The sequence below is a fragment of the Pseudomonas sp. WS 5412 genome, assembly GCF_012985615.1.
Lineage (GTDB): Bacteria > Pseudomonadota > Gammaproteobacteria > Pseudomonadales > Pseudomonadaceae > Aquipseudomonas > Aquipseudomonas shahriarae.
Window position 1 is genome coordinate 35,713 of record NZ_JAARMB010000001.1, and the last position, 13,053, is coordinate 48,765.

The following is a 13,053-nucleotide window of genomic DNA, read 5'->3' on the forward strand; positions in this document are numbered from 1 at the left end:
TTGTTGGGCCCGAAAACTCAGGCCCGGTCGCGCGCCAGCAACGGCTTCAGATAGTAGCCAGTGTGGGACTGCGGCATCTCGGAAACCTGCTCCGGCGTACCCACCGCAATAATCTGCCCACCCTTGGAGCCGCCTTCCGGCCCCAGGTCCACCAGCCAGTCGGCCGTCTTGATTACATCCAGGTTGTGCTCAATCACGACTACCGTGTTGCCGTGGTCGCGCAGGCGGTGCAGCACGTCGAGCAACTGCTGAATATCCGCAAAGTGCAAGCCGGTGGTCGGCTCATCGAGGATGTACAAGGTCTTGCCGGTATCGCGCTTGGACAGCTCGCGAGACAGCTTCACCCGCTGCGCCTCACCACCGGACAGCGTAGTCGCCGACTGCCCTAGCTTGATATACGACAAGCCCACGTCCATCAGGGTCTGGAGTTTGCGTGCCAGGGCCGGCACTGCGTCAAAGAACACCCGCGCCTCCTCGATGGTCATCTCGAGGGTTTCATGGATGTTCTTGCCCTTGTACTTGATCTCCAGGGTTTCGCGGTTGTAACGCTTGCTCTTGCACACATCGCACGGCACGTAGATGTCCGGGAGGAAGTGCATCTCGACCTTGATCAGGCCATCGCCCTGGCACGCCTCGCAGCGCCCGCCCTTGACGTTGAAGGAGAAGCGCCCTGGCCCATAACCCCGCGAGCGGGACTCCGGCACACCGGCGAACAGTTCGCGAATCGGCGTGAACAGCCCGGTATAGGTTGCAGGGTTGGAGCGGGGCGTGCGACCGATCGGGCTCTGGTCGATATCCACCACTTTATCCAGCAGCTCCAGGCCCTTGATGCTGTCATGGGCGGCAGCTTCCAGGGTGGTGGCACCGTTCAGTGCCGTGGCACTGAGGGGGAACAGCGTGTTGTTGATCAGCGTCGACTTGCCAGAGCCGGATACACCGGTCACGCAGGTCAGCAGGCCCAGGGGGATTTCCAGGTCGACATTGCGCAGGTTGTTGCCGCGCGCGCCCTTGAGGTGCAGCGCCTGTTTTTTGTTGCGTGGCGTACGTTTGGCCGGCACTTCGATTTTTACCCGGCCAGACAGGTATTTCCCTGTCAATGAGTCCGGATGGGCCATGACTTCCGCGGGAGTGCCCTGGGCCACAATATGGCCGCCATGCACGCCGGCACCAGGGCCGATATCGACCACATAGTCCGCCAGGCGAATGGCATCCTCATCGTGTTCGACCACGATCACCGTGTTGCCGATGTCCCGCAGGTGCTTGAGCGTGCCCAGCAGACGATCGTTGTCACGCTGGTGCAGGCCGATGGACGGCTCGTCGAGAATGTACAGCACGCCCACCAGGCCGGCGCCGATCTGGCTGGCCAGGCGTATGCGCTGTGCCTCGCCGCCAGACAGGGTGTCGGCACTGCGATCCAGGGACAGGTAATCCAACCCCACATTGACCAGGAACTGCAGACGCTCGCGGATTTCCTTGAGGATCTTGTCGGCAATTTCGCCGCGTCGCCCGGTCAACTTCAATACGCCGAAGTATTCGCAGGCATCGCCGATGGGCAGGTTGCTCACTGCCGGCAGGGTTTTCTCGCCGACCCAGACGTGGCGGGCCTCGCGACGCAAACGGGTGCCGCGGCAATCCGGGCAGGGCTGGGTGCTGAGGAACTTGGCCAGCTCCTCGCGCACACTGGCTGACTCGGTTTCCCGGTAGCGCCGTTCCAGGTTAGGCACGATGCCTTCGAACGGGTGGGAGCGCTTGACGATGTCGCCACGATCATTCAGGTACTTGAAGTCGACGTTCTGCGAGCCGCTGCCGTGCAGGATGACTTTTTGTTGCTCGGCCGGCAGCTCGTTGAAAGGCACTTCCAGGCTGAATTTATAGTGGGCAGCCAACGACCCGAGCATCTGGAAGTAGTACACATTGCGCCGGTCCCAACCACGTATCGCGCCCTCCGCCAGCGTCAGGTCGCCATTGACCAGGCGCTTGATATCGAAGAACTGCTTGACCCCCAGCCCATCACAGGTCGGGCAGGCGCCAGCCGGGTTGTTGAAGGAGAACAGCTTGGGTTCCAGCTCACTGATGGCGTGGCCGCAGATCGGGCAGGCGAAGCGCGCGGAGAAGATGATTTCTTCGCCCGGCTCGTCGTCCATCGGCGCCACCAGGGCAATACCGTCTGCCAGCTTCAGCGCGGTCTCGAACGACTCCGCCAGGCGTTGCTGCAAATCGGCACGCACCTTGAAACGGTCGACCACCACATCAATGGTGTGCTTCTTCTGTTTATCCAGCTTCGGCGCTTCATCCAGCTCATACAGCTTGCCGTTGATCCGGGCGCGGACAAAGCCCTGGGCGCGCAGCTCTTCGAAGACCGACAGGTGCTCGCCCTTGCGCTCACGAATCACCGGCGCCAGCAGCATCAGCTTGGCGCCTTCCGGCTGGGCCAGCACCAGGTCGACCATCTGGCTGACGGTCTGGGCTTCCAGCGGGATATCGTGATCCGGGCAGCGCGGAATACCGACGCGTGCATACAGCAAGCGCAGGTAATCGTAGATTTCGGTAATGGTGCCCACGGTGGAACGCGGGTTGTGGGAGGTCGACTTCTGTTCGATGGAAATGGCTGGCGACAGGCCTTCGATGGTGTCGACATCAGGCTTTTCCATCATCGACAGGAACTGCCGGGCATAGGCCGACAGCGACTCCACATAACGACGCTGGCCTTCGGCATACAGCGTGTCGAACGCCAGCGATGATTTGCCGGACCCGGACAAGCCGGTGATGACAATCAGTTTGTCCCGGGGCAGGGTCAGGTCGATGTTCTTCAGGTTGTGGGTTCTAGCCCCACGAATCAGGATCTTGTCCAAGATGGCCTCGCACGGCGGGCGTATAAATAATGCAGGAGTATACGGTTAAAGACTGGATGAATATACACTGTCAGTTTGCCCATTTCAGCCTTACATGAAAGCTGCGCGGCAAAGCGCCGCATATACCCTCTCAAACGATGGGACTGGTAGAATCGCCGCCGGTTCACACGAGGTTTTTCCATGCACGATCCCCACAGCGAACGCATGAGTAGCGGCGAGACCCGAGCAGCAAGCGGTCTGGCCCTGGTGTTCGCCTTCCGTATGCTGGGCATGTTTATGGTGTTGCCGGTACTGGCGACCTATGGCATGGACCTCGCAGGCGCGACCCCGGCCCTGATCGGCCTGGCGATTGGCGCCTATGGCCTGACCCAGGCGATTTTCCAGATCCCGTTCGGGATCATTTCCGACCGCATTGGCCGCCGACCGGTGATCTACCTGGGGCTGATCATCTTTGCCCTGGGCAGTGTGCTGGCGGCCAATGCCGATTCGATCTGGGGCGTGATCGCCGGACGTATCCTGCAGGGCGCCGGGGCGATTTCTGCGGCGGTGATGGCGCTGCTGTCGGACCTGACCCGCGAACAACATCGCACCAAGGCCATGGCCATGATCGGCATGACCATCGGCCTGTCGTTTGCCGTGGCCATGGTGGTGGGCCCCTTGCTGACCCGCGCCTTTGGCTTGCACGGCCTGTTCCTGGCCACTGGCGGCATGGCCCTGTTGGGTATCGTGATCGTGGCCTTTATGGTGCCGCGCTCCACCGGGCCGCTGCAGCACCGTGAATCGGGCGTGGCGAAGCAGGCGCTGCTACCGACCCTCAAGCACCCGGATCTGCTGCGCCTGGATTTAGGTATCTTCGTATTGCACGCGATGTTGATGTGCAGCTTCGTCGCCTTGCCCCTGGCGCTGGTGGAAAAGGCCGGGTTGCCCAAGGAGGAGCACTGGTGGGTGTACCTGACCGCATTGCTGATTTCGTTCTTTGCCATGATCCCGTTCATCATCTATGGCGAGAAGAAACGCAAAATGAAACGAGTTTTGCTCGGCGCCGTCGCGACATTGATGCTCACTGAACTATTCTTCTGGCAGTTCGGCGACAGCCTACGGGCACTGGTAATCGGCACGGTGGTGTTTTTCACCGCGTTCAACCTGCTGGAGGCGTCACTGCCTTCGCTGATCAGTAAAGTGTCACCGGCAGGCGGCAAAGGCACGGCAATGGGGGTGTATTCCACCAGCCAGTTCCTCGGTTCGGCGCTGGGCGGCATCATGGGCGGCTGGATGTTCCAGCATGGCGGTTTGTCGGTTGTGTTCCTCGGATGCGCCGGGCTGGCTGCACTTTGGCTGGTCTTTGCTGTTACCATGCGCGAACCTCCCTACGTCACAAGTCTGCGTTTGCCGCTATCGCCCGAGGCGATCCGTGAAAGCGGTCTGGTAGAACGCCTGAAGGCCGTCGTAGGGGTAACAGATGCAGTCGTGGTCGCGGAAGAAGCGGCCATTTACATCAAATTGGACACCGAACTATTGGATCGCGCGACGCTCGAGCAACTGGTCAACCCAGTGCCGACAGCGCGCCCAGCCTAGGAGAACGTTATGGCCCGTGGGGTTAACAAAGTCATATTGGTCGGTACATGCGGCCAGGATCCCGAAGTTCGCTACTTGCCTAACGGTAACGCCGTGACCAACCTGAGTCTGGCGACCAGCGAACAGTGGACCGACAAGCAGACCGGCCAGAAGGTCGAGAAAACCGAATGGCACCGTGTGTCGATGTTCGGCAAGGTTGCAGAGATCGCCGGTGAATACCTGCGCAAGGGTTCGCAGGTCTACATCGAAGGCAAACTGCAGACCCGCGAGTGGGAAAAAGACGGCATCAAGCGTTACACCACAGAAATCGTGGTCGACATGCAAGGCACCATGCAACTGCTGGGCGGCCGTCCACAGGGCGACCAACAGGGCCAGGGCGGCATGTCCAACTCGGCACCGCGTCCACAGCAGTCCCGTCCGCAGCCAAGCCAGCAGCCACAGCGTGAGTCGCGTCCAGCGCCACAGCAGGCGGCACCACAGCCAGCCGCTGACTTCGACAGTTTTGATGACGATATTCCGTTCTAAGGCCACCTTGGCCCGGACTATCCCGTAACACCAGGAACCCCCGCTGGCATTTGCCTCGGGGGTTTCTTGTTTTTAGGTAGGGAAACTCCCCGGCTCTGGCATTTGTCCCTAGGCGTCACAAGATTTAGGCTGTAGCGCACTCCCTTACCCAAGAAGGAAGCCCCGATGACCTGGTCTGCCCAGCAGTATTCGATGTTTGAACAACAGCGCACCCGTCCCGTCCGGGATCTGGTTGCCGCCATTCCCGCAGGCGACGTACGAACTGCAGTCGACCTGGGGTGTGGCCCCGGCAACTCCACCGAGGTATTGGCCCAGCGTTTCCCCCAGGCGACGATTACTGGCTTGGACAGCTCGCAGGACATGCTGGTCAGCGCCCGTGAGCGGCTGCCGGCACTCAACTTTGAATTGGCCGATATCGGCGCCTGGAAGCCTGCGCGACAGTTTGATGTGATCCTCGCCAACGCCTCGCTGCAGTGGGTACCGGACCACGCCACCCTCTATCCGCACCTGGTGGCGCACTTGACGCCGGGCGGGACGCTGGCGGTGCAAACCCCGGACAACCTCAACGAGCCCGCCCACCGCCTGGCCCGTGAAGTGGCAGCGCAAGGGCCGTGGGCGGACAAGATCGGTGCGGTCAAGCACAACGAGCGCCACGGGGCACGTGATTACTACGAGATGCTGAACAAGCATTGCAGCACCGTCGATGTATGGCACACCACCTATTACCATCCGCTGAGCGGCCATGAGGCGGTGGTGGAATGGTTCAAGGGCACGGGTTTGCGGCCATTTCTGGCGCCGCTGGATGAGGCCGAGCAAGGTGCTTTTCTCGACGTCTATCTGGCGCGTATCCGCGAGGCTTACCCGGCCCTGGCCGATGGCACGGTGTTGCTGCCATTTCCACGGCTGTTCGTCCTCGCGACACGCTGACAGTCAGCCTTCAGGCCCTCAGGAACTCGTCCGCCGACACCACGCTGGCGTAGGCAAATGCCAGTGACGCCATGTAGGCATCATGCACCTGCGCCGCCGGAACGGTCTTGCCATTGAATTCCTGATCGCGGGTAGCACAGGCGTCGTGGATCACCGTCACGTTGTAGCCATAGTCCGCCGCTGCGCGAACCACGGCGTCGATGCACATGTGGCTCATGCTGCCGACGACCACCAGGTCGGTGATGCTGTGTTGTTCGAGCAACTCGCGCAGGTTGGTTTGGCGAAAAGCGTTTACGAAGTGCTTGAGCACCACCGGCTCGTCGTTTTCGTTCTGCACCTTGGCATGTATATGGGCGCCTTCAGAGCCTGGGGTGAAGAAGGGCGCATCTGCCGAGGTGAACTCATGGCGCACATGGATCACTGCATCGCCGGCCTGACGAAATGCGTGGAGCACCTGTTGCGCCTTGTCGGCCGCCGCTTCCACACCGGCTAATGGCCACTTGCCTTGGGGGAAGTAGTCGTTCTGGATATCAATTAGGATAAGTGCTTGCTTGGCCATGTGTGTTTTCTCGTGAGGGGTTGATGCGCCCAGTATCGTAGCTGGCGCATGGCGCGGGGATTGGCTCTACCGACAATAACAGGGGGAAAACTGACAATGGCTGTGGAACGCGCGATCGTCGAGCTCGGCGTGCTGATCTACCGTGGCGCGCAGATGGCGGCAGTACACGGTTTGACCGACCTGTTCGGCGTCGCCAATCGTATCGCCGCCGAGCATCAGAGCCAGCAGCTACCCTTGCTGCGTGTCAGCCACTGGCAGGTCAATGCCGAGGGTACGCCTGTTCGGGCATTTGACAGCCAGCCGGGTCCCGATCAACCGTTGATGGCTGTGCTGGTGCCGCCGTCGATTGGCGAGTTTTGCGAAGAACAGGCGCCGCCCGCGTTGTTGCACTGGCTGCGCCAGCAACATGCGGCCGGCACCGTGCTGGGAGGCGTGTGCATCGGTTCGATCATGCTGGCGCGCAGCGGCTTGCTCGATGGGCGTAGCGCCACTGCCCACTGGTCTTCGGCCAGCGCCTTCGCCAGTCGTTTTCCTGCGGTGCGCCTGGAGGCCGATAAGCCTATCGTCGACGATGGCGACCTGATTACCACTGCCGGGCTGATGGCCTGGTCCGAGCTGGGCTTGCGCCTGGTCGACCGCCTCATGGGCCCGAGCATCGCCGCCGACACCGCGCGCTTTCTGGTGATTGAGCACAGTGACAGCGCCAGCCAGTGCGGCAGCAATTTTGCGCCGATCCTCGGCCATGGCGACGCGGCCATTCTCAAGGTCCAGCACGCGTTACAGGCCAGTGGCGCGGTGGATGTCTCCCTCGCGGCGATGGCTCAGGCCGCCGGCCTGGAAGAGCGCACTTTCCTGCGCCGGTTTCGCACTGCCACCGGCCTGAAACCCACCGAGTACTGTCAGCACCTGCGGGTGGGCAAGGCGCGACAGATGCTGGAGTTCACCACTACCACCATTGATCAGATTGCCTGGACTGTGGGCTATCAGGACCCCAGCGCCTTTCGCGGGATCTTCAAAAAAATCACCGGCCTTGCGCCCAGTGATTACCGCAACCGATTCGGCGTCAGGGCCCCGACCTGAATCCCGAACACGCCAACCCCCTATGTGTGAGTGGGCTTGCCCTAATGCCGATCAGTTAAGCGAATGCAATGCTCAAAGCAGTGAGGATCAAATGTGGGAGCGGGCTTGTCGGATCGCCGCATCGCCGCGAAGACGTCGGCCCAGCCAACATTGATGTTGACTGACCCACTGCTTTCGCGAGCAAGCCCGCTCCCACAGGGGATCTGCGTTTAACTGACTGGCATTAGGGCTAGCCCGCGATAGCGGTGGACCAGTCAGAGCGGTACTCACTGATAGACCGCTATCGCGGACAAGCCCATATTTTTAATCGCCCCGCGCCCTGGATCGTGCAGAACGCCGGACCCTCCTCGGCCCGTCGTGCAGAATGATGCAGGCCAAATGCTACTGCTTGCCCCCTAACCACTTGATCCGCCAACCCTTTGCCCCGACTGCGCCTTGGCCTGATCCCTGCAACCCTTGCACTACACACCTGCAAGCCTTGCCCAAGGGGGACGCATGACCCCGACCAACCGCAAAAAAGCCGTGGTGGCGCACTCGGTCCGGCCCGATGCACCGTTGCACGAAGTGGAAACCAACCGCGCCCTGGCCCGTTGGCTGGCGCAGATCCTCGGGCTCGACTACGGCGCCAGCTACAGCGCCGACCTGCATGCCCCCGCCGATCTTTACCTGCTGCCAACCCAGACCCTGATAGGCGCGGCCCAGGCACTGAGCCTGGGCGTGAAGGGGCCGGAGGACTTGTGGGGTGGTTATGTGGACCACGATTTTATCTGCACCAAAGCCATCACCCATGGCCTGCACGCCCCTGATGCAGTGGCCCCCGAGGGCTGGTCGCCGCTGTTTGCCGAGCGGGTACGCGGGGTAGTTCTCGATGGCTTGAGCGTGTTTGCCATGGAGGATGCCCGCATCGCCGCCACACAGTTGCTGGACAGTGGGCCGATTCGCCTGAAGCCGGTGCATGCCTGTGCCGGTCGTGGTCAGGAGGTGATCGAAAGCCTCAAGCAATTGGAGCTGATCCTCGCCCGCCCGGACATGCCAGAGCTGTTCGCTCAAGGCGTAGTACTGGAGCAGGATCTACAGGAGGTCGTCACCCACAGTGTCGGCCAGAGCTTTATTGGCGGTCGTGTATTCAGTTACTGCGGCGAGCAATACCTGACCCAAGACGGGCGGGGCGAAGCGGTCTATGGCGGCTCCAACCTGCTGGTGGTACCGGGGTATTACGACGCGTTGCTGGCCCTGGCGCTGGACGATGACGTGCGCCTGGCCATCGAGCAGGCACAAGTGTTCGATAACGCCGCCGATGAAGCCTATCCTGGGTTTTATGCCTCGCGGCGCAATTACGATATCGCCCAGGGCCTGGACAGCCAAGGCACGCGCTGCAGCGGGGTGCTGGAGCAGTCCTGGCGCATGGGCGGTGCCAGTAGCGCCGAAGTCGCGGCGCTGCAGAGTTTTATCAATGATCCCGGCCTGCGCGCGATTCGTGTGTCGTCCGTCGAAACCTATATCGACCAGCCACTGCCCGCCCATGCGATCGAGATCTATCGCGGCCCGGCAGAGCAAGGCGACTTTCTTCTCAAGTACGTAACGGTCCAACCTTATGACGGCTAGAAGCGAAACCATCACCATTGATATCGACGACGAACAGATGAGCGGGACCTTCCTCAGCCCCAAATCAAAAGTGCCAGGTGTGTTGTTTGTGCATGGCTGGGGCGGTAGCCAGGAACGGGACCTGGAACGGGCCAAAGGTATCGCCGGCCTGGGCTGCGTGTGCCTGACCTTTGATCTGCGCGGGCACGCGGGCAACGGCATCCCCTTGTCGCGGGTCACCCGCGAAGACAACCTGCGGGACTTGCTGGCGGCCTATGATCGATTGCTGGCGCACCCGGCCATCGACACCTCGGCGGTAGCGGTGGTGGGCACCAGTTATGGCGGCTACCTGGCGGCGATCCTCACGTCATTGCGCCCGGTGCGCTGGCTGGCGCTGCGGGTACCGGCGCTGTACCGCGACCAGGAATGGCACACGCCCAAGCGCGACCTGGATAAAGTCGACTTGATGGATTACCGCAGCACCCTGGTACACGCCCAGAGCAATCGCGCATTGCATGCGTGTGCGGCGTTTACCGGTGATGTGTTGATTGTCGAATCGGAAACCGATGACCACGTGCCCCACGCCACCATCATGAGCTACCGGGCTGCATGCCAGCAGACCCATTCGCTGACCCACCGGATCATCGACGGTGGCGATCACTCCTTGAGCGACCCGGTGTCCCAGCAGGCCTACACCTCGATCCTGGTGGACTGGATCACCGAGATGGTGGTGGGCGAGCGCTTGAGCATCATCCAATCCTGATGACGGGTTTCACGCGGGTGTTTTCTTCACCCGCAAGGCCTTGGCCTTCGCCTCCACCGTGAGGTACATCAGCAGCGCTACCAGCAGCGGCAAAATAAAATAGATCGCCCGGTAGGCAATCAATCCGGCGAGCAGGCTGCCCCGTGACGCTTCATGTTGCAGCAGCGCGATAAACACCGCTTCCAGCACGCCAAGGCCGGCCGGAATATGCGTCAGCACGCCGGCGATCGCGCTGATCAGCAACACCCCCAGCACCAGCGGGTAGTCCAGCTTCGCCGGCAGCAAGGTGAAAATCACGGCCGCCATCAGCGACCAGTTCAACGCGCCGAGCGCCAGTTGCAGACACGCCATGCGCAGCGACGGCAGGTTGATCTCGATCCCGCGAATCGACCAGGCGCGCTTCTTCGAGAGCTGACACGCAGCCAGATAGCCGAGGCTCGCAACGATCAGCAACACGCCAACCCCTTGCAGCGCGCCACTACTGAGCTTCCAGCCCGGCGGCATCGTCACCAGGCCGCTGCTGAACACCACGCCGGCTAGGGCCATATAGCCAAACCAATTGGTGGCCAGGCTCAAGCCGAGGATTTTTGCGATGTTGCCGTTGCTCACCCCCAGCCGCGAATACAGCCGATAGCGCATGGCAATCCCGCCGACCCAGGCGCTGAGGTTGAGGTTGAACGCATAGCTGATGATGCCCACCGGCAGGATCTGCTTCCAGCGCAAGGGCTGGCGGATGTAGGTGCGGCCGATCAGGTCAAAGCACGCATACACCAGGAAACTGCACAAGGTCAGCCCGGCGGCGATCCACAAGGTGCGCAGCTTGAAGTCGCCGAGGGTGTCGAACACCTCGCTCCAGTCGATACGCCGGGCGAGCAGGGTGAAGAGCACGATCAGCAGCAGAAAGAACGCGATGGTCAGCGGTTTCTTCCAGCGCTTGAAACCGCGGGGGCTGGCATCAGCCGTGTGGGCTTGGCTCATGGTCCTGGCTCCGGTCATGGACAAAGGGTTTCAAGCGCGGTTTATGGGCAGGCAACCAGCCGGTCCAGGCCGGGAAATGCCGCAGCACATGGAACACCACAAACCCCACGGTCACCCGCCATAACCAGCCGCGTGGGGTACGGTTTTCCGGCATGGTTTTGCAGTGGTTGCGGCTCAAGTCTTCCAGGCGCTCGAACAACTGTTGATTGAACCCCCGATCATGAATCAGCACGTTGGCTTCCAGGTTCAACGACAGGCTCAACGGGTCGAGGTTGCTCGAGCCCACGGTGCTCCAGGCTTCGTCCACCAGGGCCACCTTGCCGTGCAACGGGCGCTGGCAATATTCGTGGATCACCACGCCTTCCTTGAGCAGGTAGTCGTAGAGCATGCGAGCCGCCAGCTTGGCCAGCAGTACATCGGGCTGGCCCTGCATGATCAGTTGCACCTGCACCCCACGCCGCGCGGCATTGCGCAGTTCGCGCAGCAGACGATAGCCGGGAAAGAAATAGGCATTGGCGATCACCACGCGCTGGCGGGCGTTGCGCAGGGCGTGCAGGTAGGCTTCTTCGATATCGGAGCGGTGTTGCAGGTTGTCGCGGTAGATCAGGCGTACCAGGCCATCACCTTCCTCTGTAGCCCAGGCAGGCCGTTGCTGACGTCGCCAGCCACGCCGCGTACGCACCGGGCGCCCGCTTTGTGCCAGGGCAAAGTGATGCAAGTCGGCCACGGCCGGCCCGATCACCTGCACCGCATAATCCTGCTTGGCCTCGGGCCCGAAGTCCGCCAGGTGGTCGGCGGAAAAATTGATCCCGCCGATAAACCCCACCGTGGCATCTACCACCACGATCTTGCGGTGCAAGCGGCGAAACCAGTTGGTGCGAAACCCCAGGGTCTTGGGCGCCGGGTCAAACATCTGCACCGTGACCCCGGCCTGGGCCAGTTCGCCGAGAAACCCCGGGCTCAGTTCGCCACAGCCAAAACCATCAAGGCTGACCACCACCTTCACCCCACGCTGCGCGGCCGCGATCAGAATCCCGTGCAGTTCATGACCGACCTTGTCCTCGAACAGAATAAAGGTCTCCAGGAGGATTTCCTGGCGGGCCTGGCGCAGGGCCTCGAACACCTTGGGGAAGTACGCCTCACCGTTTTCCAGCAACTCCACCTGGTTGCCGGGCTGCCAGGCGTAGTCCAGATCCCTAGCCCTGGTGTCATCTGGTGGCTGATCGGTGGCGATGTGTTCCACGGCGCCGTTCATAACTCAATCTCCACCGACAGCGGCGCGTGATCCGACAGGTGCGACCAGGGGCGAGTTGTCAGCACTTGCGGCTGATGGACCTTGAGGTTGCGCACATAAATGCGGTCCAGTGCCAGCAGTGGCAGGCGCGCCGGAAACGTACGGGCCGGTTTGCCGTGGGCTTGCACGAACACTTCTTGCAGGCCGCTGTGGCTCAGGTCGGCCTGCTGGCGCCAGTCATTGAAGTCGCCGGCGACGATCAACGGTGCTTCGCTGGGGATCTCGGCGATCCGCTGCGCCAGCAGTTTCAGCTGCTGTTGGCGGTGAACCTCGCGCAGTCCCAGGTGTACGCAAATGGCATGCACCTCCCGGCCGGTGCCGGGCAGGCGCAACACACAATGCAACAGCCCGCGGCTTTCGTGACCGCTCTGGGAGATGTCAAGGTTGTCATAGCGAATGATCTGGAATTTCGACAGCAATGCATTGCCGTGGTCGCCATGGGGGTACACCGCGTTGCGCCCGTAGGCGAACTGCGGCCAGATACTGTCGGCGAGAAACTCGTACTGCGGCATGCTTGGCCAGTTGCTGTAGCGCCGCGGGTGGTGCTCATGGGTGCCATGCACCTCCTGCAGGAACACCACATCGGCAGCCACGCCGCGCACCGCCTCGCGCAATTCCGGCAGGATGAAGCGTCGATTGAGGGCAGTGAAGCCCTTATGAGTATTGACCGTCAGCACCTTGAAGCGGGTGATGGCAGCGCTGGGCGTGACAGGCACCCATTCTGGAATCACAGCCATGGTGGCTCCCGTGGGTTGGCGAGGCAGTGGCCTCCGTTCGTTAATGGCTGACTGTGGTGTTCGAAGGAAAGTTTCGACGGTCCTACAAACGGCACATCCATGGCGTGAACGGCGCTGCGCAGGATTTTCATGGCCCACTGCGCAGGATTGGTTACAAGCCAAACCGAACTTGCCCGGCA

The 13,053-nt window shown here is 61.7% G+C and carries 11 protein-coding genes; 6 read left to right on the forward strand and 5 right to left on the reverse strand.

Annotation, left to right across the window (positions count from 1 at the left end; all coding sequences use genetic code 11):
• Positions 1-17: 17 nt before the first annotated feature.
• Entirely contained in the window at positions 18-2,852 is a 2,835-nt protein-coding gene (gene uvrA, locus HBR94_RS00250; protein ID WP_170043978.1) for an excinuclease ABC subunit UvrA, read from the reverse strand.
• A gap of 180 nt (positions 2,853-3,032) precedes the next feature.
• Here uvrA and HBR94_RS00255 point away from each other — a divergent pair, with 180 nt between their 5' ends.
• The 3 genes from HBR94_RS00255 to tam all read left to right on the forward strand — a co-directional run bounded on the left by HBR94_RS00255 (position 3,033) and on the right by tam (position 5,879).
• Positions 3,033-4,427, forward strand: a complete 1,395-nt coding sequence (locus tag HBR94_RS00255; protein WP_057960763.1) for an MFS transporter — start codon at positions 3,033-3,035, stop codon at positions 4,425-4,427.
• 9 nt (positions 4,428-4,436) lie between these two features.
• Positions 4,437-4,952 (forward strand): single-stranded DNA-binding protein, encoded by a 516-nt coding sequence (locus HBR94_RS00260; protein ID WP_017849542.1) that lies wholly within the window; start codon positions 4,437-4,439, stop codon positions 4,950-4,952.
• Between the two features lie 165 nt (positions 4,953-5,117).
• Complete coding sequence (gene tam / locus HBR94_RS00265) at positions 5,118-5,879, forward strand: trans-aconitate 2-methyltransferase (RefSeq protein WP_170043979.1); 762 nt, start codon at positions 5,118-5,120, stop codon at positions 5,877-5,879.
• Between the two features lie 10 nt (positions 5,880-5,889).
• On the opposite strand, the gene HBR94_RS00270 is transcribed toward tam, so the two are convergent.
• Positions 5,890-6,438, reverse strand: a complete 549-nt coding sequence (locus tag HBR94_RS00270) for a cysteine hydrolase family protein (RefSeq protein ID WP_170043980.1) — start codon at positions 6,436-6,438, stop codon at positions 5,890-5,892.
• 96 nt (positions 6,439-6,534) lie between these two features.
• Between HBR94_RS00270 and HBR94_RS00275 the strand changes: the two genes are divergently transcribed.
• The 3 genes from HBR94_RS00275 to HBR94_RS00285 all read left to right on the forward strand — a co-directional run bounded on the left by HBR94_RS00275 (position 6,535) and on the right by HBR94_RS00285 (position 9,865).
• Positions 6,535-7,518 (forward strand): GlxA family transcriptional regulator, encoded by a 984-nt coding sequence (locus HBR94_RS00275; RefSeq protein ID WP_057960760.1) that lies wholly within the window; start codon positions 6,535-6,537, stop codon positions 7,516-7,518.
• 495 nt (positions 7,519-8,013) lie between these two features.
• The gene (locus tag HBR94_RS00280) at positions 8,014-9,123 is read left to right on the forward strand and encodes a DUF3182 family protein (RefSeq protein ID WP_170043981.1); all 1,110 of its coding nucleotides are present in this window, start codon (positions 8,014-8,016) and stop codon (positions 9,121-9,123) included.
• Entirely contained in the window at positions 9,113-9,865 is a 753-nt protein-coding gene (locus HBR94_RS00285; protein ID WP_057960758.1) for an alpha/beta fold hydrolase, read from the forward strand. Before HBR94_RS00280 ends, HBR94_RS00285 begins: the two co-directional genes overlap by 11 nt.
• A 9-nt stretch (positions 9,866-9,874) precedes the next feature.
• Here HBR94_RS00285 and HBR94_RS00290 read toward each other — a convergent pair whose 3' ends face one another.
• The 3 genes from HBR94_RS00290 to HBR94_RS00300 are packed head-to-tail and all read right to left on the reverse strand — an operon-like array spanning position 9,875 to position 12,874.
• Positions 9,875-10,843 (reverse strand): lysylphosphatidylglycerol synthase domain-containing protein, encoded by a 969-nt coding sequence (locus HBR94_RS00290; protein WP_120734223.1) that lies wholly within the window; start codon positions 10,841-10,843, stop codon positions 9,875-9,877.
• A complete protein-coding gene (gene clsB, locus HBR94_RS00295; protein WP_170043982.1) occupies positions 10,821-12,098 on the reverse strand; it encodes a cardiolipin synthase ClsB in 1,278 nt (425 codons plus the stop codon). Before clsB ends, HBR94_RS00290 begins: the two co-directional genes overlap by 23 nt.
• Positions 12,095-12,874: an endonuclease/exonuclease/phosphatase family protein gene (locus HBR94_RS00300; RefSeq protein WP_170043983.1), complete on the reverse strand. Its 780-nt coding sequence runs from the start codon at positions 12,872-12,874 to the stop codon at positions 12,095-12,097. The genes clsB and HBR94_RS00300 overlap by 4 nt, the downstream gene beginning before the upstream one ends.
• Positions 12,875-13,053 lie beyond the last annotated feature (179 nt).